The organism is Pseudomonas sp. KCJK9058 (assembly GCF_046230975.1).
In the GTDB taxonomy this organism is placed as follows: Bacteria; Pseudomonadota; Gammaproteobacteria; order Pseudomonadales; family Pseudomonadaceae; genus Aquipseudomonas; species Aquipseudomonas alloputida.
Genome location: NZ_JBJJLR010000009.1, coordinates 52,402 through 74,799 on the forward strand (window position 1 = coordinate 52,402; position 22,398 = coordinate 74,799).

A 22,398-nucleotide genomic window follows, 5' to 3' on the forward strand; every position below is an offset into this window, starting at 1 on the left:
CAGGGCATCCAATACCCCAAAACCGGCACAGTAGTGGGGCTTGCGCTGCCCTTTGCGGGAGCGGGCTTGCCTGCGAAGGGCTGCAAAGCAGCCCGGAATCTCGAGGTGATAAGCGGTTTTTTGCCTACCAGGTGCAGGTCATAAGCGGATTTCCGCTCATTCCTGCCCAACAAAATCCTCGCGCACCAGCCCATGCCGTTGCATCTTCTCGTTAAGGGTGCGCCGCGGCAGTTGCAACGCCTCCATCACCGACTTGATCTCGCCCCCATGCTGACGCAAGGCCGCGCGCAGGCATTGCGCCTCGAATGCTTCCATCTGCTCGCCCAGCGACTGCCCGGCAGGTGCCACCTCGATGTTTGGCGAACCTAGCCCCAGCGCATGCCGCTCCGCCGCATTGGCCAGCTCACGCACGTTGCCAGGCCAATCATGTGACAGCAGCTGCGCCAGCTGTGCAGCCGATAGCGGCGGGGGGGTGCGCCCCAGCTTTTCCCCTGCAGCACGGGCAAAGTGTTCGAACAGCAGCGGAATGTCCTCCCGCCGCTCGCGCAGCGGTGCCAGGCGCAATTCGGCCACGTTCAGGCGGTAGGCCAGGTCTTCGCGGAAGCGCCCGGCACGAGCCTCCTCGAGCAGGTCGGGCTTGGTCGCAGCAATGATGCGCAGGTCCACGCTGATGCTCTGGTTGGCCCCCAGGCGCTCCAGCTTCTGCTCCTGTATCACCCGCAACAGCTTGGCCTGTTGGGCCAGTGGCATGCTCTCGATTTCGTCGAGGAACACGGTGCCACCGTTGGCATATTCCAGCTTGCCGATCCGTTTACCCTGGGCGCCCGTGAAGGCGCCGCTCTCATGGCCGAACAGTTCGGCCTCGAACAACGACTCGGGGATGGCTGCGCAGTTAAGGGCTACAAAGGGCTTGGCGGCACGGGGGCCAAAGTCGTGCAGGCAGCGGGCCACCCGCTCCTTGCCACTGCCGGTTTCACCGCGAATCAGCACGTTCACCGGCAGGCCGGCCAGGTCCAGCACTTGCCGGCGCAGCTGTTGCAGGCCCTGGGACATGCCCAGTAGCGTGACTTCCAGGCGTGACTTGAGGTCGGCCTGCTCGTGGAGCCGGCGGTTCTCAAGTACCAGCTGGCGCTTTTCCAGGGCGCGGCGCAGGCTGCCCAGCAAGTCTTGCGGCGTGAAGGGTTTTTCCAGGAAGTCATAGGCCCCCATGCGCATGGCTTCTACCGCCATCGGTACATCACCGTGACCGGTCAGCAGAATCACGGGCAGGTCGGGGTCGTTCGCCTGCAGGCGTTCGAGCAATTGCAGGCCATCCATGCCCGGCATGCGCACATCGCTGATGATCACCCCAGGGAAGTGCTGCGGCAGGTGTGCCAGGCACGCTTCGGCGTGAGCGAACAACTGCACGCTGAAGCCAGACAGACTCAGCCATTGCTCGACAGCAGTGCGGATACTGGCTTCATCATCGACGACGATCACCGAATTCAACATACAGGCTCCAGGTCACGGGGCAGGGTAAGGCTCAGGCGCGCGCCGCCAGGCAGGTTTTCGGCCCGCAGCTGGCCGCCGGCCTCGTGGACGATGCCGTAAGAAATGGCCAGGCCCAGCCCTAGCCCTTCCCCCACCGGTTTGGTGGTGAAGAACGGGTCGAAGACCTTGGCCAGGTCGGCTTCGGCAATGCCACCACCCGAGTCGAGCACACTCAGGCGCCATAGTGCCCCGTCGGGTTCGATGCGGATCTCCAGGCGTTTGTAACGCTTGTCGAGCATGGCGTCGAGTGCATTGTGCAGGAGGTTTATCAGCACCTGCTCCAGGCGGATGGCATCGCCGCGTACCCAGGCCGGGCGTGCCAGGTACAGCGCCACTTCCACTTCTTCGTTGCGAAGGCGCGCTTCCAGCAGGTGCAAGGCCTGGTCGACCACGGTTGCCAGGTCAAGGCGTTCACGCAGGCCCATCGGGCTGTTGCGGGCAAAGGTTTTCAGGTGGCTGGTAAGTGCTGCCATGCGCGTGAGCATCTGTTCCAGTGGCTCCAGCGCTTGCCGCGCTTCGTCATAGCGACCATGGTCAAGCAGCAGGCGCAGGGTTTCCAGCTGCATACGCTGGGTGGTCAGCGGCTGGTTGATTTCGTGGGCCATGGCCGCCGACATCTGCCCGAGAGCGGCGAGCTTGGCTGATTGCACCAGGCCTTCCTGGGCAGTGCGCAGCTCGCGGGTGCGTTCTTCGACCTGGCGTTCGAGTTCTTGCCGGCTGCGCTGGCGCAGGCGTGCCAGGCGCAGGCGTTGGCTGACGAAAAGGGCGGCGAACACCAGGCTCAGCCAGACGGCGGCGGCGCCAAGCGCGGCATTACGGCCGTCGGCAGCAACCTGCGGTTTGCGCAGCAGGTGCAAGGTCCAGTTTTCGCCTTCCAGCGGCAGGCTTTCCCACAGGTACTCGGTACTACCCTCGGGGCCTTGCACGCGGCTAAGGGTGCTGTAGGGGGCAAACCGCGTCAGCACCTGATGGTGTAGCGGCACCAGCGGTTGCTTGTCGTACTGGCGGGTTTCGGCCAGCTCGGCACGGTCGGCGCCACTGAGCGGCTGAAGCTCGCGGTAGCGCCAGCCATCCTGGTTTGCGATGAAAGTGATGCCGCGGGCGTCGCTGACCAACAGGATATCGTTGCCCTGTCGCCATTCGCGTTCCAGCTCGGGGAACTCCAGCTTGACCACCATGGCGCCAAGGAATCGGCCATGCTCGTCGTTCACCGCGCTGGCGAGGAAGTAGCCCGGCACGCCACTGGTCACGCCCACGGCATAGAAGCGGCCACTGCCCTGGCTGCGGGTTTGCTTGAAGTAGGGGCGGAAACCGTAGTTGGAGCCGACGTAGCTGCTGGGCAGCCGCCAGTTGCTGGCGGCAATGGCCAGCCCGGTGCGGTCGAGCAGCTCGAGGGTGGAGGAATTGGCGGCGCCATTGATGCGTTCGAGCTTGAGGTTCAGGGCGTTCTGAACCTTTTCGTCGACCGGGCCGCGCAAGGCTGCGATCAGCTCCGGGTCCAGCGCCAGCACGGCGGGGAGGGCACGGTAGCGATCGATCAGGGTGTGCAGTGCGTTGGCGTACAGGCCCAGTTGCTGGCTGGCACGCTTGGCGTCGTCTTCCATGGCCTGGCGCTTGGCCTGGTGCATGGCCCAGCCGGCGCTGAGTGCGGTACCCAGCACGATCAGCAGGGTGATCAGCCCCAGACGCAGGGCGCGAAAGGAAAAGGGCATCGGGGGCGGATCCGGTGGCGGGATATCGGGGCCGGCCTCTTCGCGGGTTTACCCGAGAAGAGGCCGGAACAGGCGGCCTTTTTCAGTCAAAGCAATTCAAAGCTCTGCTGCTGCACCGCCTGGGAGTCCAGCCCTACCTGGACATTGAACTCCCCTGGTTCGGCAACCCGCTGCAACTGGCCATTGTAGAACTTCAGGTCGTCTTCGCTGATGCGGAAGGTCAACGTGCGGGTTTCACCCGGTTCAAGCATCAGCTTCTGGAAGTTTTTCAGCTCTTTCATTGGGCGACTCATCGATGCCGACACATCCTGCAGGTACAGCTGCACCACCGTCTCGCCTGCAACCTTGCCGGTGTTCTTGACCGTTACCTTGGCTTCCAGCGTATCGCCGCGCTTGAGATCCTTGCTCGACAGGTTCAGGCCCGACAGCTCGAAGCTGCTGTAGCTTAAGCCATAGCCGAACGGGTAAAGCGGCCCGTTGGGTTCTTCGAAGTATTGCGAGGTGTAGTTGCCCGGCTTGCCCGGCGTGAACGGCCGGCCGATGCGGGTGTGGTTGTAGTACATCGGGATCTGCCCCACCGACCGTGGGAAGGTAATGGCCAGCTTGCCGGAGGGGTTGTAGTCGCCAAACAGCACGTCGGCGATGGCATTGCCGCCTTCGGTGCCGGCGAACCAGGTTTCGAGGATGGCGTCGGCCTGCTCGCGCTCCCAACTGATCGACAGCGGCCGGCCGTTCATCAACACCAGCACCAGCGGTTTGCCGGTGGCCTTGAGCGCCTTGATCAGCTCGCGCTGGCTGGCCGGGATCTCCAGGGTGGTGCGGCTCGACGACTCGTGGGACATGCCACGGGACTCGCCGACCACGGCGACCACGACGTCGGATTGCTTCGCCGCTTTGACTGCTTCATCGATCAGCACGGCAGGCGGGCGTGGGTCGTCGACGATTTCCGGGGCATCGAAGTTGAGGAAGTTCAGGTAGTCGAGTATCGCCTTGTCACCCGTGACGTTGGAGCCTTTGGCGTAGACCAGCTTGGCCTTGCCTTCCACGGCGCGGCGCAAGCCTTCGCGCACGGTCACCGAGTGGACGGGTTTACCGTCGGCGGCCCAGCTGCCCATCATGTCGATCGGGGCATCGGCCAGCGGGCCGACCAAGGCAATGGTGCCGGCCTTTTTCAGTGGCAGGGTCTGGTTGCGGTTTTCCAGCAGCACCAGGCTGCGGCGTGCCACGTCACGCGCAGCTTCGCGGTGCAGGCGGTCGTTGCCGTAGTAGTCCTTCAGGTCGGTTTCGGCCTTGCCGATGCGCACGTACGGGTCTTTGAACAGGCCCATGTCGTACTTGGCACCCAGCACTTCACGCACCGCCTGGTCCAGCTCGCGCTGGGTCACCTCACCGGACTTCAGCAGGCCCGGCAGCTCTTCGCCGTACAGGGTATCGTTCATGCTCATGTCGATGCCGGCCTTGATCGCCAGCTTGGCGGCTTCACGGCCATCACGGGCGACGCCGTGGCGAATCAGCTCCTGGATGGCACCGTGGTCGCTGATGGTCACGCCCTTGAAGCCCCACTCCTTGCGCAGCAGGTCGTTCATCAGCCAGGTGTTGGAGGTGGCCGGTACGCCGTTGATCGAGTTCAGCGCCACCATCACGCCACCGGCACCCGCATCGAGCGCGGCGCGATAGGGTGGCAGGTAGTCGTTGTACATTTTCGGCAGGCTCATATCGACCGTGTTGTAGTCGCGCCCGCCTTCCACGGCGCCATACAAGGCGAAATGTTTGACGATGGCCATGATGCTGTCGGGGTTGGCCGGGCTGCTGCCCTGGAACGAGCGCACCATTACCTGGCCGATTCTCGAGGTCAGGTAGGTGTCTTCGCCGAAGCCTTCACTGGTGCGGCCCCAGCGCGGGTCACGGGCGATATCCACCATTGGCGCGAACGTCATGTCCAGGGCGTCGGCCGAGGCTTCGATCGCGGCGGTGCGGCCGACCTTGGCGACGGCCTCCATGTCCCAGGTAGCGGCCATGCCCAGGCCGATCGGGAAGATGGTGCGCTCGCCGTGGACGGTGTCGTAGGCGAAGAACATCGGGATCTTCAGGCGGCTGCGCATGGCCGCGTCCTGCATCGGCCGGTTTTCGGGGGCCGTGCGGGAGTTGAAGGTGCCACCGATACGGCCGGCGGCGATTTCCTCGCGGATCTTGTCGCGGGGCATTTCCGGGCCGATGCTGATCAGGCGCAACTGGCCGATTTTCTCGGCTTCGGTCATCTGGCTGATCAGATGCTCGATGAATGCCTGCTTGTCCTGCAGGGGCGGGGCGGTGGGGGCGGCGAGGGCCGCCTGACTGGCAAGGCCCATGGCCAGGCCCAGCAAAGACAGTTTCATCATCAATTCCGTTTTGGGGCCTCTGCCGTATCCACGGTGATACGTGCGCGACCGAAGTTTTCAGGCGGCTATTGTTGTACGATTTGCAGGCAATTCTTCCAGCGGCGGATTATGCCTGAATATGTCGCCTGCGGATGAAGCCCCGAATGCTGGGATAACAACTATAAGAATGCTCAAGAGACCGACGGCATGACCCCCTTCGACGAATACCATCAACGGCAGATTGCCGAAGCCATTGCCCGTGCCGAACGGCGTACCGATGCCGAACTGGTGACGGTGCTTGCCCGTCGTGCCGACGATTATGCGTATTGGCCGTTGTTGTGGGCCGCCGTGCTGGCACTGACCGTGCCCGGTCTGTTGCACTGGCTGCTGGCTTGGCCCAGCGTGCGTGGCGTGCTGATGGGCAACGTGCTGCTGTTCGTCGTTTTGTGCCTGCTGCTGCGCAACCCGCGCCTGGCCGACTGGCTGATCCCCCGTGCCTTGCGCCGCTGGCGTGCCGCGCGCCTGGCCCGCCAGCAGTTTCGCGAGCAGAACCTGCAGCGCACAGCAGGCGCCACGGGCGTGCTGATTTTCGTCAGCGAGGCGGAGCGGCATGTGGAGATCCTGGTCGATCGGGGTATCGAACACTGCCTGGATGCCGAAGCCCGCGCGGCCATCGGTGCCCGCTTGGCCGAGCAGGTGCGCCAGGGCCGCACCTTGCAGGGCTTTGTCGAGTGCATCGAAGCGTGTGGCGAGCTGCTTAGCCAGCACGTGCCGCCAACCCATGCACGCAACGAATTGCCCAACCGCTTGGTGATTCTCGACTGAAGGTGCGCCCAGCCTTGCTGGATTCCCTGTAGGAGCGGGCTTGCCCGCGAGTCAGGCGACGCGGTGTCTGCCACCGGCTTTGCCGGTGTTCGCGGGCAAGCCTGCTCCCACAGGGTGCCTGCGGCACGTTAGAATAGGCGTTCCGCTACCCAAGGCCCCCTTTTCATGTCCGCCAGTACTTCTGCCTCTTGCGCGCCGGATGCGCGCGCTCAGTTTCTCGACCTGCTGAACGCCGCCCTGTACGGCGAAACCCTGGTCAAGCTGGTGCTGGCGCGCCATGTCGGTGCCGACCAGACCTTGCAACGGATCATTGCCAAGCCGCTGCAGGTCAAGGGCCAGCCGTGCCTGTCGCTGGTCTACCGCCACCAGACCCGCGACATTACCCGCAACCTGCCGCTGGATCAGGCCCAGGTGCTGGTTGCCGAACTGCTGCCGGACAGCTTCCGCAATGCCCACCTGTTCGATGCTGACGGCGAAGTGCAGTTGACCTTCAGCAAGAAGGGCAAACCGATGCTCCAGCGCCACGGTGCCCAGGCACCGCGCGTGGCCGATGCGGGCAGCGGGCATGACCGCGAGAAGAAGCGTTATCTGGAGCTGTCGCGGCCGTTTCTGCGTGACCTCGGTGTGACCGACGCACAAGGCGCACTGATCCCGTCCATGTCACGCAAGTGGAAGCAGATCAACAAATTCATCGAGGTCTTCGATCACGCCCTGGCCAATGCACCGGTGTCGACGGAACAGGCGCTGCGGGTGGCCGACTTCGGTTCGGGCAAGGGCTACCTGACCTTTGCCATGCATGACTACCTGCGCAACAGTCTGGGCCGTGACGCACAGGTGACCGGCGTGGAGCTGCGCCAGGACATGGTCGACCTGTGCAACGCCGCGGCCGCACGCCTCGACCATCCGGGCCTGGAGTTCCAGTGTGGTGATGTACGCAGCGTGGTGCCTGAGGCCATCGAGGTGATGATTGCCTTGCATGCCTGTGACATCGCCACTGACTACGCCATCCACACCGGTATCCGCTGCAACGCCGCGATCATCATGTGCTCGCCGTGCTGCCACAAGCAGATCCGCCCGCAATTGCACAGCCCAGGGTTGCTGCAACCCATGCTGCAGTATGGCCTGCACCTGGGCCAGCAGGCCGAAATGCTGACCGACAGCCTGCGCGCGCTGTACCTGGAAGCCTGTGGCTATGAAACCAAGGTGTTCGAGTTCATCTCGCTGGAACACACCAACAAGAACAAGATGATTCTTGCGGTGAAACGGCGGCAGGCGGGGGATAACGGGGCGTTGCTGGAGAAGATTGCCCAGCTCAAGGCGTTCTATGGGGTGCAGGAGCATTGCCTGGAAACGTTGTTGCGCGCGGATGGGTTGCTCTGACGCCACCCACCGGTACGCCTGCCGGGCACCTTGTCAGCGCTGAGCAGAGGGCACTTCGATAGCCAATGCTGCCTGCCCCAACGGATGGGTGCTGGCATCAAAGAAATGCAGCACCGTCCCCGGCAAATCCCCGAAACGATCTGCAAAATGCTGCTTCTGATTGATCACCGACGCCTCGCCCAGCGGCCGAATGGCAATGGATAGCTGTTGCGGACGGGCTTGGCGCACAGCGTCGAGCAGGTGCCGGTCACTGCTGTCCAGATGCTGCCCGAACAGGCATATCCCTTGGTTTTCCTGCGCCAGCTGCCCCAGGCACCAGCTCAGATAGTCCGAGTTGCGGATAGCGCGCAGTTTTTCGTCGCTGCGGTCTTCGTTGACGAACAGCGGTACTTCACCCGGGATATTCACGGCAAACCCATCGAGCAGTTCGGCGCTTTCAGCGCTGCGCTGGCGGGTGGTGCCGTCGGGCAGCTTGAGCAGGTGCAGGCCGCCATGCAGGTGCAGCACCCGGGTACCTTCGCTGCCGGTGCGTCGCACGTCGAAATAGCCTTGTTCGTCGAACAGTTCGGCGAAGCCATTCGGGGCGTGCTGCACGGCCCATGGCAGCACCAGGTCGTAGTTGCTGGTGTAGACGCTTCGATAGCCGCGCAGCGCCTGATTGAGGGTTGCCAGTGTGGCCTTCGGCATCAGCGGCCAGGGCAGATGCACCGTGCGCACAGCGTGAATCAACGCTTCCTTGATCGAGTAGTAGCGGTTCAGCGGCGCGGTGGAGTTGATGGCCAGTGCGGCATTGGTACGCACGGTGGTGTTGAGGGCGCTGAGCACCGGCTCGAACAGTTCCGTGCCCAAGGACTTGAACAGTGCCTGGTCACTGACCGCCAGGCCTTTCTTGCGGCCTGCGCGTTGCGCTTGCTCGAACAGCGAGAAGTAGCCGAACGGCTTCCATACTGCGCGGCTTGCGCCATTGCCCAGCAGCAGGGCGTCGCAGGGGTGGCGGGCGGCGAGTTCTGGCCAGGGGGTAAGGGTGGCATCAAGTGCGGGCATGCTGGATCCGTTGGGTGGTGCGGGGAACGGGGCGACTTTAGCATGTCATGCGAGGTATGCGAGGGTTGGTGTCAGGGCGATGGTTTTGTGTTGTCTGTGCAGGCCCTTTCGCGGGTAAACCCGCCCCTACAAGTCCATGTAGGAGCGGGTTCACCCGCGAAAGGGCCTGCAAAGGCGCAGCAGGTTGAACAGGATGAAAGCCGCTAACCCTGTTCGGTCACTTGCACACTGCGGTTTCGGTTGCGCCACACGCGGTACGCACGAATCCCCGCGCGTACCGAGCCGAATAGCAGTTTTTCTTCCATGTCCCGCGCCATCCCCGAGCGCACCAGCATGCGCAGGAAAGTGCCACGGGCGCGGGCGATGGCGAAGAGGATGCCTTGAGCCGCCAGGGTGTCACGCACTTCGCGCAGGGCGGCGATGCCGCTGACATCAATGCTGGTTACCGCTTCGGCATCGAACAGCACGGCTTTAGGCTGGTCCTGGCTTTGCACGGCTTCAAGCAGGCGCATCTTGAAGTAGTCAGCATTGAAGAACAGGATGGCGTCGTCGAAGCGGTACACCACCAGGCCAGGCACGGTGCGGGCGTCTTTGAACTTGCGGATGTCCACTTGGCCTTCGGTGCCCGGCAGCCAGCCCAGTACGGCATCGGTGGGCTGATAGATGCTGTAAAGCAGGCGCAGGATCGCCAGGGTCACGGCAAACACGATGCCGGGCAGCACGCCCAGGCTCAGTACGCCCGCCGTGGTCAGCAGGCACAGCCAGAACTCGAAGCGGCTTAGACGCCGGATATGCCCCAGCGATTTGATGTCGATCAGCCCCCAGCCAGCCATCAGCAGCACGGCGCCCAGCGCAGCCTGCGGGATCCAGGCCATGGGCGCGGTGAAGAACAGCAGGATCAGGGCGATCACCAGTGCCGCGATGATGCCCACCAGCTGGCTTTTGCCACCGACCATATCGTTGACTGCAGTGCGCGAGTCGGCACCGCTGATGGCAAAGCCCTGGGAAATCCCGGCCGCCAGGTTGCTCACGCCCAGGGCGACGAATTCGTGGTTGGCGTTGATCGCATAGCCATGCCGGGCGGCAAAGCTGCGTGCGGTAAGCATGGCGCTGCAGAAGCTGACGGTGGCGATACCCAGGGCGTCGCGCAGCAGGCTCTTCATTTCCGCCAGGTTGCTGTGTGGCCAGGCCAGTTGCGGGATGCCTGCAGGTACCGGCCCAAGGACGGCAACGCCGAAGCGGTCGAGGCCGAACAGGCCAACCAGCAGCATGAACAGCGCCACTACCGTGAGGGCTGCGGGCAGGCGCGGGTAGCGCCGTGGCAGCCAGATGAGCAGGCCCAGGGCGGCCAGGCCGATGATCAATGTGACCCAGTGAATTTCCCCCAGGCGCTGGAAGAAGTTGATCAGGCTGAGGATGAAACCGTCGCCCTCGATCTGGAAGCCCACCACCTTGGACAGCTGCCCGGCGATCAGGCTCAGGCCGATACCGTTGAGGTAGCCGATCAGGATCGGCCGCGAGAAGAAGCTGGCGATGAACCCGGCGCGCGCCAGGCCCGCGGCAATCAGCATCACGCCGACCAGCACGGTGACGATCACCGACAGTTCGACGATGCGCTGCGGGTCACCCAGGGCCAGCGGTGCCACGGCACCGGCGATCATCGCGCAGGTGGCGGCGTCGGGGCCGACCATCAGCTGGCGCGAGCTACCGATCAGCGCATAGACCATCATCGGTAGCACACAGGCGTACAGGCCATATTGCGGCGGCAGCCCGACGATCTGCGCATAGGCAATGGCAATGGGAATCTGGATCGCGGCTACCGACAGGCCCGCTTGCAGATCGGCGTGGAACCATTCACGGCGGTAGTGCAGCAGATTGGCAAGGCCTGGTAGCCAGCGGGAGAGAAACATGCGTTGTCCTTTCGAATGGTTTCACGAATCCATTGAGCCTATCCGCCACAAGCCGTTTCGCTTGCGCACGCAAAGGCCCGATGCGCATTGAAGCGGATCGGTGGGTAAATGGCCATGGGCCAGGTCAAGGCAGGGTGAAAAACGAAAAAAGGAGCCTTGGCTCCTTTTGACTGCGATGACGTTGCTGGAACGCCATGCGGGAATGCGATGTGGAGCGGGTAGAGGGAATCGAACCCTCAACTAAAGCTTGGGAAGCTTTCGTTTTGCCACTAAACTATACCCGCATCTGAGCTCGACTTTTTACCAGAACCTTCAGCGAATTAGAAGCCCAAGTTATAAAAAAGCTTGTCGGCGCCCCGTGGCCTGCGGGTATTGGCTACAAGGCGCCGAGCCGCTCAGATGGCAAATGCATGCTGCCCCTGTTGCACGGGTTGGTAACGTTGGCGGGGTTCACGCACGGTTGGCTTGAGGAACCCCAGCATGACACTGCGGGTGTTCTCGCAGGCGGTCTTGTTCTCCATGTCCAGGAAGTGGCCCGCATCGCGGATCACGCTGAACTGGCTTCTGCCCACATGCTTGCTGAACTGCCGCGCATCTTCGACCGTGGTGTACTCGTCGCGTTCGCCGTTGATGAACAACACCGGGATGTTGATATTGCGCGCGCCTTGCAGCGCACGTTCCAGGTCGTGCTCCAGCACCTGGTTGATGTGGAAGTGCATCTGTGCGTACTCGTGGCTGTCCAGGCTGCTCACATGGCGGTAGTTGAAGCGTTTGAACAGCGACGGCAAGTGCTTGCCGATGGTGTCATTGACCAGGTTGCCGACCTGATAACGGTCGCAGGCGGCCAGGTACTGGCAGCCACGGTCCAGATAGTCGCGCATTGGCTCGTTGATCACTGGCGAGAACGAACTCACCACTGCCTTCTTCACGTACCGCGGCTGGTGCGCCAGCGCCAGCAGCGTGCTTGCGCCACCCCACGAAAAAGACATCACGTGGTCTGCCTGGAAGTGCTCGATCAGCTCAAGAAGGATATGCGCCTCGGTCTCCTTGCTGATCAGCCGTTCCTGACGGTTGTGCGGCTTGGACTTGCCTGAATACGGCTGGTCGAACAGAACCACGTTGAACTGTGGGTGCAGGTTACGTACCGTCTGGGCGAACGAGGCCGTGGTGGCCAGCGAGCCGTTGATCAGGATGATCGTGTTTTCGGCCGCATCCGCGCGATAGAACTCCGTGTAAACCCGATACTGACCTTGGATATCAAGTACAGCGATTTCTGGCCTCATGTCATCGACTCCTGGCGCAAAAAGGGTATTCGCGTCACCTAGGGTGCACGTTCTTTATGACAGGTAGGCATTTGCCTGAAGATAATCCGGGGGCCCTGTGTCGATCCTTGGCACTTGCGTCGACGGTATTGTTTTTGGCGGGCAATTTGCCGTGCCCCAAGGCATCTAGGCTTTGGGTGGCCGGCAAAAAGTGTCATTGGCTGCAGGTGTGACTTGGTAGTCACATGCGGACTGACGATTTGGATTCAAGCAGTGGGTTGGGGATCGCGCAAGTGCCGTTCGGTAAGTAATGTGACTTTTGTCGCTGAGCGGTCGTGTGACGACACCGGCTGTCTGTCACGCCTGGACAGTGGCTATCTCATTGGCCGTCAGTTCACGATACTCCCCCGGCGCCAACCCCGGATCCAGCCGGATCGCTCCCATGCTCTCCCGATGCAGCCCCACCACCTTGTTGTTGAAGTGCCCGAACATGCGCTTGACCTGGTGGTACCGCCCCTCGACGATCGCCAGCCGGGCTCGGTGGGGGCCGAGGATCTCCAGCTGGGCTGGTTGGGTGGTGAGGTCTTCGAAGGCAAAATAGAAACCCTCGCGAAACTTGGCCACATAGTGCTCGCCAATCTCGTCCTCGGTGTCCACCAGATAATGCTTGGGCAGCTTGGTCGCAGGCTGGGTCAGGCGCCGTGACCACTGGCCATCGTTGGTCAGGATCATCAGGCCGGTGGTGTTGAAATCCAGGCGCCCGGCTATGTGCAGGTCATCTCGCAACGCCGTGGGCAGCAGGTCGAGAACGGTGCGGTGTTGCGGATCGTGGGTGGCGCTTACGCAGCCAGTGGGCTTGTACAGCATCAGGTAGCGGGCCGGCCGGCCGGCCTGCAGCAGTTGCTCATCCAGCTCTACGCGGCTGAATTCACGCACGTCGGTCAGCGGGTCACTGGCGACCTTGCCGTCCACCCGCACGCGGCGTTGCGCCAGCATCAGGCGAACTTGCTGGCGGTTGTAGCTGGGCAGGTTGGCGAGGAAACGGTCAAGGCGCATGGCAACGATCAGTGGGCAGCGGATGGACGGAGCTGTTCTTCAACGGCGGCGCAGCGCGGGCACAGACAGGCCTTGTTACGCAGTTTATCGGGCAGTGCCTGAAGCACGGCCGGGTCGATGGTCACGCTGTAGCACCAACACGCCTGGGTGGCACGGCGTGGGTCGGCCAGGCTGCACTGGTTGAGGGCACCGCAAGCGGGGCAGTGTTGCTTGTCATTCATGGCGGGTATCACTGCAGACGCGGTTGCGGCCAGCCTGCTTGGCACGATAAAGCGCGCGGTCGGCGCGGGTCAGCAGGGCGTGCAGGGTATCCCCCGGTTGCAGGCTGCTCAGGCCGATGCTGGTGGTCAGTCGCAGCGGCTGGTTGTCGTAACTGAAGGTCAGCTGTTCGGTGCGTCGCCGGATCTTTTCCGCCACCTCGATGGCCTGGTCGCCTTCAGCTTCGCGCAGCAGCACGATGAATTCCTCACCGCCCCAGCGGCACAGTATATCTGACTGACGCAGGCTGCCTTGCAGCACATTGGCGAATTGGCGTAGCACTTCGTCACCTGCCAGGTGGCCGTGGTTGTCGTTCAGTGCCTTGAAGTGGTCCAGATCAATCAGCAAGGCCACCAGAGGGCTATTGTCGCGCCGGGCTTCTCGCAGCGCCTGGGCGGCGAGCAGGTCGAAGCTGCGCCGGTTGTGCAAGCCGGTGAGGCTGTCGAGCGTGGCCAAGGCTTCGGTGCTGGCCTGGTGGCGGCGGACCATGGCATGCACCAGTGCCAGCACCACCAGGGTGATCATCGTACAGATCGCCAGGTTCAGGTACAGCGCGTGGCGAATGCGGTCGAGGACGCCGGTTTCGCGTTTGTCCACCAACAGGTACCAGTCCAGTTCGGGGAGGTGGCGAACGTTGAGAAAGTGGCTGTGGTTTTCGCTGTCATGGTACTCGTGGCTGCCTTCGCCCGGCACCCTCTGCTCGGCCAGCATGGCTTTCAGATCAGGGTTGTCGCTGAGTGACTGGCCAACTTGCAAACCATGCGGGCCACCCTCGGAGCCGGTCAACAGCACCTTGCCTTTGGCATCGGTGAAGAGCACCGCGCGCTGGTAGCGGCGTTGGTACTGATCGATCAGCTTGACCACCGACGATACGCTCAGCCCTACGCCTGCCGCGCCGATGAAGCGCTGCTGGTAGTCGTGCACCTGGTAGTTGATGAACACGGTCAGGCTGTCCTGGTTGGCCATGTCCAGATCGACATTGATCTCATAAGGGGCCTTGAGCTCACGCAGACGGAAATACCAGGCATCACGCCAGGTGCCTGGTTCGACGTGCTTGAGCACGCCTTTGGCCTGGTAGTAGGTCCGCGTGCGATCGGACACGAAAAAGGACGTGAAGATATCCTGCTTGCCCATGACCTCGCCCAGGTAGCGGGTCATGCGTTCGGTATCCTGCTCGCCGGACAGCACCCAGTCGCGCAGGAAGGTGTCCTGGGCCATCATCGAGGCGATCAGCACCGGGCGGATCAGGTCTTTCTGGATTTCCGAGTAGACAGTGTCGGAGGTCAGCGGCAATTCGGTATTGATGATGCCGTCGCGGATGGCGCTTCGCGAGGAGAAGTAGCTGAGCAGCGAAGTGGCCAGGAAGCCGCAGGCCAATAACACGAGCAGGGTAACGATCAGCGAGCGTTGCGAGAACAGAGCGGAACGTAAGGGCATGATCTTCCCGTGATGTGTGCCGAGCCGCTTATTCTAGTGAGATGACCAGCAAATGACTGCAAGTTTTTCAGGGTTATTTCACCTGTATCAAGTTATTGCAGAAATGGCACTGAACCTGCGCGTCACTGTCTTATTCAGTGTCGATTGACGCATCTCGTCTCGACGCTCGCCAGCGCCGCTGTTCGGGCACTCCCGCGGTCCAGGAGGCCGCCATGTCCTATCGAATCCTGTTGATCACCCTGCTGGGGCTGATGACTTCGGCCTGCGCCCCGTACTACGAGCGCGGGGGCTATTACCGTTCGGACTACTACTCCACCGACCGCTATGTGGCGCCGGGGTATTACCGCTATGACCGGTACTATGTGGCGCCAGCCCCGCGCTATTACTATCAGCCTGCCCCCCGTTACTACCATGGGGCGGCCCCTGCGCCCTATTACCGGCCATATTCGCAGCCAGGGATGAACCAGTGGCATGGCAACCCGCGCTATGACTATGGCAATCGCCAGCGACAAGACTACAGGCAGGACCGGGATCGCCATGACTATCGCAATGACAGCCAGCGTTACCGGCATGGCGACTGGCACTCCAATGGGCAGGGTAATGACCGCGGGCGCTGGGAGGGTCGGCGCGGGCAGGGGCAAGGAGGAAACTGGCAGCGCTAGGTGAGTGGAGGCGGGGCTGAAAAGCAGCCCCAGGTTCACGAAGCTAACCCACATCCGCCAATGGGTGGCGTCCCTCCCACGCCTTGGCAAAATGCGCCTCGACTACCGCCGCCGGCACTTGCGCCACATCAGGCCAGTGCCAGCGCGGCTGGTTGTCTTTGTCCAGCAGGCGAGCACGCACGCCTTCACGGAACTCAGGGTGGCGGCAACAGTTCAGGCTCATGCTGTATTCCATCTGGAACACTTGCGCCAACGACAGGTACCGCGCCCGGCGGATCTGCTCCCAGACCAGATGCGCGGTCAGCGGGCAACCCTCATGCAGGCGTTGGCCGGCATCTGCCAGCAATGGGTCGTCATGCTGCTTGAGCCTTTCCAGCGCGCGCCAGGCTGAAGCCGCATCGGCCACGTCGAGTAACTGATCAATCACATGCCGTCGTGGCAGCCACTGGGCATCAGGCAGCTCGGCGCAGGCACGATGCTGCTCGGCCTTGAGCAAGCTGTTCAGTTGTATGGCGGTCTGCTCCTGCCAGTTGAGTTGCAGCAACTCTTCGATCAAGGCCTCTTGCTGGTGCTCGCCCAGAAAACGGTCAGCCAGGCCCAGGTCAAGGGCATCGCGGGCGTTGATCGGCGCGCCGGTCAGGCCGAAGAACAAACCCAGCTTGCCCGGCAGCCGGGCCAGGAACCAACTGGCGCCTACGTCAGGGTACAGGCCGATGCTGATTTCCGGCATGGCCAGCCGGCTGCTGGGTGTGACGATACGTACATTGGCGCCTTGCAGCAGCCCCATGCCGCCACCCAGCACATGCCCATGGCCCCAGCAGAGTAACGGTTTGGGGTAGGTGTGCAGGGCAAAGTCGAGGCGGTATTCGGCGGCGAAGAAAGAGGCCGCCAGCGGCGGGACACTGCCGGGGTGGTCGCGGCAGGCTTGCACCAGCGCACGGACATCGCCGCCTGCGCAAAAGGCTTTTGCCCCGTTGCCGCGCAGCAGCACGCAGACGATACCCGGGTCGCGGGCCCAGGCATGCAGTTGTTCGCCCAGCACTTCGATCATCGGCAGGGTCAGGGCATTGAGCGCCTTGGGCGCATCCAGGGTGGCGATGCCGATGCGGGCGCCATCGACGCCGGTGAGTACCTCGCAGTGAATGGTCATGGACTACCTCTCGCAAGTCATCGCTCAAGTATGGCTTGCCTGGCCAATCATGCCGGTCGTCGGTCGGATCGTTTGACAAGCGCGAAGGGCTTACCTAGTGTCGCGCCATTGTTTATGGAAGGCCCCATGACTGACGACGATCGCATCAAACTCGAACCCAGCTGGAAGGCCGCATTGCGCGGTGAATTCGACCAGCCTTACATGCACCAGCTGCGCGAATTTCTGCGTGGCGAGTACGCTGCTGGCAAGGAAATCTACCCGCCAGGGCCGCTGATCTTCAATGCGCTCAATTCGACACCGCTGGACCAGGTGAAGGTGGTCATCCTCGGGCAGGACCCGTATCACGGGCCGGGGCAGGCCCATGGCTTGTGCTTCTCGGTGCAACCGGGCGTGGCCACGCCGCCGTCGCTGGTCAATATCTACAAGGAGCTGCAGCGCGACCTGAACATCCCGATCCCCAGCCACGGCTACCTCCAGAGCTGGGCAGAACAAGGCGTTCTGTTGCTCAACACGACCATGACCGTCGAGCGCGCCAATGCCGCGTCGCATGCCAAGAAAGGCTGGGAATTGTTTACCGACCGGATCATTCAAGTGGTCAGTGAGCAATGCCCGAACGTTGTATTCCTGCTATGGGGGGCGCATGCACAGAGCAAGCAGAAGCTGATCGACGGTACCAAGCACCTGGTACTGAAGTCGGTCCATCCTTCGCCGCTGTCGGCGTATCGCGGGTTCATCGGTTGCGGGCATTTCAGCCGTACCAACAGCTTCCTCGAGCAGCGGGGGCTCGGGCCCATCGACTGGGCACTGCCCCCGCTGTGAGAAACCGGGGTGGGGTACGCAATCGCTCAGGGCGTCATGCTGATGCGCGGCTCGCTGCGCTGGCCAATTGCAATACCCCGCTCATGGTTCTGGCGCACATACGCCACCAAGGCTTCCAGGTCGGAGATGCCGGTGTCCTGGCGTCGCCTTCCTTCTTTGAAAGTGGCCAAGCCACCGCCACCATCGGCCAGGAACAGGTTGCTGACTACGCGATAATGGGTCAACGGCTCAACGGGTTTGCCGTGAAGACGCACACTGCCCTCGACGACACGGCTGCCGACAGGCCGTGAACCATCCCACTCATAATGAAAACCCTTCGATACTTGCAGCGGATTGAAACTGCCCCTGTTCCATTGAAGGTTGAGCAGTTCGGTAATCTGCTTGCCTGTCAGTTCCTGAACCACCAGTGGGTTATTGAACGGTTGTACGGCGAATAATTGTTCGTAGGTCAGGTCGCTATCGGCAGGCTGTATCAAGTCACTTCGCAGCCCACCCAGGTTGAGAAAGGCAATCTGGGTATTAAACGCTTGGGTCATGGCCAATTGGGCATCCGTGACCAGGTTCCCCAAGGTTGTTTCACCGGCGGCATTTTCTTTGCGGTCAAGTTCTGCCGTCGAGATGCGTCCTATGGGTTCGAGCAATTTTTCCCCGGACCGCTGACGCACTTCCTCCAGCAAACTCGTCAACTTGGCATTCGGCAGGTAGTTCTGTGGGTCAGCAGGAATATTGCGGGCGGTGATGTTCGTGACGTGATGGGTGCCTGGCGTTACCTGCAACTGCAACTGAGTCAGGAAGTGGCCGTATTTGCCAGCCTGAGTGATGCTCAGGTCACCCACTTTGCATTGATAGCTGGCATGCGAGTGACCGCTGATGACAGCATCTACCGCAGGATCCAGCCGCTTCGCCACGTCGACGACCGCGCCACTCAGCTGGCTGCAATCCTGCGTGTCGAACGGCTCGACGGTATCCCCTCCTTGGTGCATGACCGCAATGATTGCATTGACGCCTTTGGCCTTGAGCTCCGGAATCACGTCATTGATGGCTTGCGCTTCATCTGTGGCTTTGAGCCCTGCGAATGCGCTGGCCGAGACCACTTTTTCCATGTTGCGTGGCACGGCACCGACGAACGCTATCTTGACCCCTTTCACCTGCTGAATGTGATAGGCCGGTAGCAAGCGCTCGCCCGTGGTGGTATCGATCAGGTTGGACGCTATGTAAGGGAAGCCACTTCCTGGATAATCGCCGCGAAATGTGCAGGCCTTTTCAGGGCGCGTTGACTCGCATCCTCCGTGGATCTGACGAAGAAACTCGGCCTTGCCTGCATCCAGTTCGTGGTTCCCGGATGCGCTGACAATCATGCCCATCGCGTTCAAGGCCTCAAGCACAGGCTCGTCAGCCCACAGCGCAGAAATGGCGGGGCTGCCCCCTATCAAGTCGCCAGCCCCGATGAACAGCAGATCGGGGTCCTGCGTTCGCAGCTCATCGAGCATGGCGCCGAGTGTGGCGATGCCGCCGTAGGTCAGGCGGGTAGCGCCTTGCGCGCCGGCGTAGTCCTGGGGGTTGGGCTCCAGGTAGCCGTGAAGATCATTGATAGCCACGACGTTGATCTGGACGGGGGCAGGTGGCTCTGCGGCAAGGCTGCCTGCGCTGATGGCAAGGCATGCCCAGGCAATAGCCGAGCGATAGTTGCAAGAAAGACGGACTTTCATCATTACCTCTTGAATGCCGGGAAGTTTGGGTTTGCTGGCGATCAGGGCAGCAATCCGACTCTATTCATCCGGGCATTGGGCAAGTGGTAACTATCTATCTTCAGGGGGCTTGCAGCTTGAATACCTGTTGTCCCACAACCGGAAAAGCGGTTCTGCAAGAAACAACACCAGGATCAGGCGCATCACCTGCAGCGCGGTCACCAGCGGCACTGACAATTGCAACGTTTCGGCCGTGAGGCTCATCTCGGCGATCCCGCCAGGCATCATCCCCAGTGTCAGCGAACGCAAGTCCAGTGCAGTCATCATGCTCAGCAGCCACGCGGCACTGGCGGCAATCGCCATGCACAACGCCGTGGCCATCAAGGTGCGTCCCAGGAACGACGGTGCGCGGCGGAAGAACGCGCGGTTGAAGTGGCAGGCCAGGCCGCTGCCGATGAGCCACTGGCCGATCTGGCTGGCGCCGTTGGGCAGGGCGATCTGCAGGTTGCCGGCCAGGCTGACCGTAGCCGCGACCAGCAATGGCCCGAACAGCCATGGGTTGGGCTGGCGCAAGCGCTGCCAGAACAAGGCAACGGCAACGCCCAAGGGCGCAATCAACGCCAGCCAGCCCCAGCTCACGCTACCGGTGTGGTTCAGTGGTACCCCGTCACCCAGCAGAAACTTGAACAGCGCCGGCACGCACAGCACCACTGCCAGCACACGCAAGCTCTGCGCTGCGGCCACCTGGCTGAGCACTGCGCCATTGCGCGCCCCAAGGTTGACCATCTCGCCCGAACCGCCAGGCATGCTGGCGAAGAACGCGGTGGCGCGGTCTTCGCCGGTTCGCCGCAGCAGCCATACGCTGATCACGCTGGACAGGGTGGTGAACAACGCACCGAAGCAGATCAGCGCGAAATGGCTGGCCACCTGCTCGATCACCGCGGGGGTGAAGTGCAGGCCAATACCGATGCCGATGATCCACTGCCCGCACTTGCGGCCGTTGGGGATTTCCGACAGCTGCCAACGCGTCAGGCAGCGCACCAGGATGATCGCCAGCAATGAGCCGACCATCCATGGCAAAGGCCAGCCGACCTTGCTGGCGGCAAAACCGCCAGCAAGGCCGACCAGCCCGGTCGCGACGAACAATGGCAACGACCGATCAGGCATCGGCCAGGGCCCGGCGCTGCAGGCTGCGTTTGCGCCAGATGCGCAGCAGCGGCAGGGCGAGCATCAGCACTACCAGCGCCCAGACGCCCATGCTGATCGGGCTGGACCAGAGGATGCCCAGTTCACCGTTGGAGATCGACAGCGCCCGACGCAGGTTTTGCTCCATCAGCCCGCCGAGGATGAAGCCCAGCAGAATCGGCGACAGAGGGAAGTCCAGCTTGCGCAGGATGTAGCCCATGATGCCGATACCGACCATGAGGAACAGGTCGAAGGTGGTGGCATGCACGGCGTACACACCGATCGCGGTGATGATGGCGATCACCGGCACCAGCGCCCAGTTTGGCACGGCGAGGATGCGGGTGAAGATGCGGATCATCGGGATGTTGAGGATCACCAGCATGATGTTGGCGACGAACAGCGAGGCGATCAGGCCCCAGACGATATCTGGCTGCTGTTCGAACAGCAGTGGGCCAGGGGTGATGTTGTACAGGGTCAGGGCGCCGATCATCACAGCCGTGGTGCCAGAGCCCGGTACGCCCAGGGTCAGCATCGGGACCAGGGCGCCACAGCAGGACGCACCAATGGCCGTTTCCGGCGCTGCCAGGCCACGGGCATCGCCTTTGCCGAACTTGCCGCTTTCCCCGGCCATGCGTTTCTCGGTCATGTAGGCCACGGCGCTGGCCAGCGTTGCGCCGGCGCCGGGTAGAACACCCATGATGAAACCGAGCAGGCCGCAACGGATGTTGACCAGGAACACCGAGGCCGCTTCCTTGAAGTTGAACAGCATACGGCCGGTAGCCTTGACCGCCTGGTGGCCATGGTGGGTCTTTTCCAGCAGCAGGAGGATTTCGCTGATGGAGAACAGGCCCAGCACGAGCACCACGAACTGAATGCCGTCGGCCAGGTGCACGCTGTCACCGGTGAAGCGGTACACGCCGCTGTTGGCGTCGATGCCGACCGCCGACAGGAACAGGCCGATGAGAGCGGCAATGAAGGTTTTCAGTGGTTTGTCACCGGCCATGCCACCCAGCGCGACGATGGCGAACACCATCAGCACAAAGTACTCCGCCGGGCCGAAGGCGATGGCCCATTTCGCCAGCAGCGGGGCGAACAGCACCATGCCGCAGGTGGCAATGAAGGCGCCGATGAACGAGCTCCAGGCCGACAGCGACAGCGCGACGCCTGCCAGTCCTTGGCGAGCCATCGGGTAGCCGTCCAGGGTTGTCATCACGGTCGAGGCTTCGCCCGGGATGTTCAGCAGGATCGAGCTGATACGCCCGCCATATTCGCAGCCCAGGTACACCGCCGCCAGCAGGATCAGCGCCGATTCCGGCGGCAGGCCGAGGGCAAAGGCGATGGGGATCAGCAGGGCCACGCCATTGATCGGGCCCAGGCCCGGCAGCAGGCCGACCACGGTGCCGATCAAGGTGCCGGAGAGGGCGGTGACCAGGTTGTAAGGGGACAGGGCAATGCCGAAGCCCTGGCCCAGGTAGCTCAAGGTATCCATGTCAGTTCTCCAGTACGCTCAGCAGGCCAAGGGGCAGTGGCACGTCCATCACACGGTCGAACAGCCAGTAGAGGAAAATGCTCATGCCGGCCACCACAATGGCGCTTTGCAACCAGCGGCCACCGTACAGCCGAGCCATGGGCAGGCCGACCAAGATGGCGCTGAGGATGAAGCCGAGCGCTTCAAAAGTGGCGGCGAAGACGATCAGCAGGCCGACACAGGCGGTGATCTTGATCAGGGTCTCGCGGTCCAGTTCCGGTTCGTCATCCTTGCGCACGATGGGTGTTGGGCGGAACAACAGGTACAGCAGGCCCAGCCCCATCAGGCCTAGCACTAACAACGGGTAAGCGCGCGGGCCCACCGGTTCATAGGAAAATGCAGCCTGATAGGGCCAGGCCATCACGGCCAGGGCGGCACACACCACTAGCAGAGCCAGGGCGAAAATGCGTTGAAGGATCATTGGGGAATCCTCGTTGGGATTGCTCAAGTGAAATGCACATCCTGTGGGAGCGGCCTTGTGTCGCGATCGGGCGCGAAGCGGCCGCTAAACCTGCCGATGCGATCTGTCCGAAGCATCGTATCGGCTGTGCCAGGGGCCGCTTCGCGCCCGATCGCGACACAAGGCCGCTCCCAC

At 62.4% G+C, this 22,398-nt stretch carries 18 protein-coding genes and 1 tRNA gene; 4 read left to right on the plus strand and 15 right to left on the minus strand.

Going from position 1 to position 22,398, the window contains the following annotated elements:
• Positions 1-156 precede the first annotated feature (156 nt).
• From ACK59Z_RS07975 to bglX, 3 genes are all read right to left on the minus strand, one after another.
• On the minus strand, positions 157-1,491 hold the full coding sequence (locus ACK59Z_RS07975) for a sigma-54-dependent transcriptional regulator (protein ID WP_409292750.1): 1,335 nt from the start codon (positions 1,489-1,491) through the stop codon (positions 157-159).
• A complete protein-coding gene (locus ACK59Z_RS07980; RefSeq protein WP_108191220.1) occupies positions 1,485-3,242 on the minus strand; it encodes an ATP-binding protein in 1,758 nt (585 codons plus the stop codon). Before ACK59Z_RS07980 ends, ACK59Z_RS07975 begins: the two co-directional genes overlap by 7 nt.
• A gap of 86 nt (positions 3,243-3,328) precedes the next feature.
• Positions 3,329-5,620, minus strand: coding sequence for a beta-glucosidase BglX (gene bglX, locus ACK59Z_RS07985; RefSeq protein ID WP_019752464.1), 2,292 nt, complete (start codon positions 5,618-5,620; stop codon positions 3,329-3,331).
• Positions 5,621-5,806: 186 nt separating this feature from the next.
• Between bglX and ACK59Z_RS07990 the strand changes: the two genes are divergently transcribed.
• Positions 5,807-6,424, plus strand: a complete 618-nt coding sequence (locus ACK59Z_RS07990; RefSeq protein ID WP_003251995.1) for a TPM domain-containing protein — start codon at positions 5,807-5,809, stop codon at positions 6,422-6,424.
• A 165-nt stretch (positions 6,425-6,589) separates the two neighbouring features.
• Positions 6,590-7,804 (plus strand): SAM-dependent methyltransferase, encoded by a 1,215-nt coding sequence (locus ACK59Z_RS07995; RefSeq protein ID WP_004575154.1) that lies wholly within the window; start codon positions 6,590-6,592, stop codon positions 7,802-7,804.
• A 33-nt stretch (positions 7,805-7,837) separates the two neighbouring features.
• Here the strand turns inward: ACK59Z_RS07995 and ACK59Z_RS08000 are convergent, their stop codons facing one another.
• From ACK59Z_RS08000 to ACK59Z_RS08030, 7 genes are all read right to left on the minus strand, one after another.
• Positions 7,838-8,848, minus strand: a complete 1,011-nt coding sequence (locus tag ACK59Z_RS08000; RefSeq protein ID WP_409292753.1) for a DUF4917 family protein — start codon at positions 8,846-8,848, stop codon at positions 7,838-7,840.
• A 203-nt stretch (positions 8,849-9,051) separates the two neighbouring features.
• Positions 9,052-10,758 (minus strand): SulP family inorganic anion transporter, encoded by a 1,707-nt coding sequence (locus ACK59Z_RS08005; RefSeq protein ID WP_004575156.1) that lies wholly within the window; start codon positions 10,756-10,758, stop codon positions 9,052-9,054.
• Positions 10,759-10,968: 210 nt separating this feature from the next.
• Positions 10,969-11,042: transfer RNA gene (locus tag ACK59Z_RS08010), tRNA-Gly, on the minus strand.
• A gap of 111 nt (positions 11,043-11,153) precedes the next feature.
• Positions 11,154-12,041 (minus strand): (R)-3-hydroxydecanoyl-ACP:CoA transacylase, encoded by an 888-nt coding sequence (gene phaG / locus ACK59Z_RS08015; RefSeq protein ID WP_003252003.1) that lies wholly within the window; start codon positions 12,039-12,041, stop codon positions 11,154-11,156.
• Positions 12,042-12,377: 336 nt separating this feature from the next.
• Positions 12,378-13,076 (minus strand): pseudouridine synthase, encoded by a 699-nt coding sequence (locus ACK59Z_RS08020; RefSeq protein WP_014859152.1) that lies wholly within the window; start codon positions 13,074-13,076, stop codon positions 12,378-12,380.
• A gap of 8 nt (positions 13,077-13,084) precedes the next feature.
• The gene (locus ACK59Z_RS08025; protein WP_409292756.1) at positions 13,085-13,297 is read right to left on the minus strand and encodes a cysteine-rich CWC family protein; all 213 of its coding nucleotides are present in this window, start codon (positions 13,295-13,297) and stop codon (positions 13,085-13,087) included.
• On the minus strand, positions 13,290-14,771 hold the full coding sequence (locus ACK59Z_RS08030) for a diguanylate cyclase (protein ID WP_004575158.1): 1,482 nt from the start codon (positions 14,769-14,771) through the stop codon (positions 13,290-13,292). The genes ACK59Z_RS08025 and ACK59Z_RS08030 overlap by 8 nt, the downstream gene beginning before the upstream one ends.
• A 212-nt stretch (positions 14,772-14,983) precedes the next feature.
• Here ACK59Z_RS08030 and ACK59Z_RS08035 point away from each other — a divergent pair, with 212 nt between their 5' ends.
• Positions 14,984-15,433, plus strand: coding sequence for a hypothetical protein (locus ACK59Z_RS08035; protein WP_004575159.1), 450 nt, complete (start codon positions 14,984-14,986; stop codon positions 15,431-15,433).
• Between the two features lie 43 nt (positions 15,434-15,476).
• On the opposite strand, the gene ACK59Z_RS08040 is transcribed toward ACK59Z_RS08035, so the two are convergent.
• Positions 15,477-16,583: an enoyl-CoA hydratase/isomerase family protein gene (locus ACK59Z_RS08040; RefSeq protein ID WP_409292759.1), complete on the minus strand. Its 1,107-nt coding sequence runs from the start codon at positions 16,581-16,583 to the stop codon at positions 15,477-15,479.
• Positions 16,584-16,709: 126 nt separating this feature from the next.
• Here ACK59Z_RS08040 and ung point away from each other — a divergent pair, with 126 nt between their 5' ends.
• Positions 16,710-17,402, plus strand: a complete 693-nt coding sequence (gene ung, locus ACK59Z_RS08045) for a uracil-DNA glycosylase (RefSeq protein WP_003252014.1) — start codon at positions 16,710-16,712, stop codon at positions 17,400-17,402.
• A gap of 26 nt (positions 17,403-17,428) precedes the next feature.
• On the opposite strand, the gene ACK59Z_RS08050 is transcribed toward ung, so the two are convergent.
• From ACK59Z_RS08050 to ACK59Z_RS08065, 4 genes are all read right to left on the minus strand, one after another.
• Positions 17,429-19,111, minus strand: a complete 1,683-nt coding sequence (locus ACK59Z_RS08050; RefSeq protein ID WP_108191197.1) for a bifunctional metallophosphatase/5'-nucleotidase — start codon at positions 19,109-19,111, stop codon at positions 17,429-17,431.
• 90 nt (positions 19,112-19,201) lie between these two features.
• Positions 19,202-20,257 (minus strand): AbrB family transcriptional regulator, encoded by a 1,056-nt coding sequence (locus ACK59Z_RS08055; RefSeq protein WP_409292761.1) that lies wholly within the window; start codon positions 20,255-20,257, stop codon positions 19,202-19,204.
• The gene (locus tag ACK59Z_RS08060) at positions 20,250-21,764 is read right to left on the minus strand and encodes a tripartite tricarboxylate transporter permease (protein ID WP_003252019.1); all 1,515 of its coding nucleotides are present in this window, start codon (positions 21,762-21,764) and stop codon (positions 20,250-20,252) included. Before ACK59Z_RS08060 ends, ACK59Z_RS08055 begins: the two co-directional genes overlap by 8 nt.
• A 1-nt stretch (position 21,765) precedes the next feature.
• On the minus strand, positions 21,766-22,224 hold the full coding sequence (locus tag ACK59Z_RS08065) for a tripartite tricarboxylate transporter TctB family protein (RefSeq protein WP_014859157.1): 459 nt from the start codon (positions 22,222-22,224) through the stop codon (positions 21,766-21,768).
• Positions 22,225-22,398 lie beyond the last annotated feature (174 nt).

Excerpts from the sequence above, each read along its gene's own strand:
- ACK59Z_RS07975 (WP_409292750.1), bottom strand. The coding sequence starts at position 1,491 with ATGTTGAATTCGGTGATCGTCGTCGATGATGAAGCCAGTATCCGCACT.
- ACK59Z_RS07980 (WP_108191220.1), bottom strand. The coding sequence starts at position 3,242 with ATGCCCTTTTCCTTTCGCGCCCTGCGTCTGGGGCTGATCACCCTGCTG.
- bglX (WP_019752464.1), bottom strand. The coding sequence starts at position 5,620 with ATGATGAAACTGTCTTTGCTGGGCCTGGCCATGGGCCTTGCCAGTCAG.
- ACK59Z_RS07990 (WP_003251995.1), top strand. The coding sequence starts at position 5,807 with ATGACCCCCTTCGACGAATACCATCAACGGCAGATTGCCGAAGCCATT.
- ACK59Z_RS07995 (WP_004575154.1), top strand. The coding sequence starts at position 6,590 with ATGTCCGCCAGTACTTCTGCCTCTTGCGCGCCGGATGCGCGCGCTCAG.
- ACK59Z_RS08000 (WP_409292753.1), bottom strand. The coding sequence starts at position 8,848 with ATGCCCGCACTTGATGCCACCCTTACCCCCTGGCCAGAACTCGCCGCC.
- ACK59Z_RS08005 (WP_004575156.1), bottom strand. The coding sequence starts at position 10,758 with ATGTTTCTCTCCCGCTGGCTACCAGGCCTTGCCAATCTGCTGCACTAC.
- phaG (WP_003252003.1), bottom strand. The coding sequence starts at position 12,041 with ATGAGGCCAGAAATCGCTGTACTTGATATCCAAGGTCAGTATCGGGTT.
- ACK59Z_RS08020 (WP_014859152.1), bottom strand. The coding sequence starts at position 13,076 with ATGCGCCTTGACCGTTTCCTCGCCAACCTGCCCAGCTACAACCGCCAG.
- ACK59Z_RS08025 (WP_409292756.1), bottom strand. The coding sequence starts at position 13,297 with ATGAATGACAAGCAACACTGCCCCGCTTGCGGTGCCCTCAACCAGTGC.
- ACK59Z_RS08030 (WP_004575158.1), bottom strand. The coding sequence starts at position 14,771 with ATGCCCTTACGTTCCGCTCTGTTCTCGCAACGCTCGCTGATCGTTACC.
- ACK59Z_RS08035 (WP_004575159.1), top strand. The coding sequence starts at position 14,984 with ATGTCCTATCGAATCCTGTTGATCACCCTGCTGGGGCTGATGACTTCG.
- ACK59Z_RS08040 (WP_409292759.1), bottom strand. The coding sequence starts at position 16,583 with ATGACCATTCACTGCGAGGTACTCACCGGCGTCGATGGCGCCCGCATC.
- ung (WP_003252014.1), top strand. The coding sequence starts at position 16,710 with ATGACTGACGACGATCGCATCAAACTCGAACCCAGCTGGAAGGCCGCA.
- ACK59Z_RS08050 (WP_108191197.1), bottom strand. The coding sequence starts at position 19,111 with ATGAAAGTCCGTCTTTCTTGCAACTATCGCTCGGCTATTGCCTGGGCA.
- ACK59Z_RS08055 (WP_409292761.1), bottom strand. The coding sequence starts at position 20,257 with ATGCCTGATCGGTCGTTGCCATTGTTCGTCGCGACCGGGCTGGTCGGC.
- ACK59Z_RS08060 (WP_003252019.1), bottom strand. The coding sequence starts at position 21,764 with ATGGATACCTTGAGCTACCTGGGCCAGGGCTTCGGCATTGCCCTGTCC.
- ACK59Z_RS08065 (WP_014859157.1), bottom strand. The coding sequence starts at position 22,224 with ATGATCCTTCAACGCATTTTCGCCCTGGCTCTGCTAGTGGTGTGTGCC.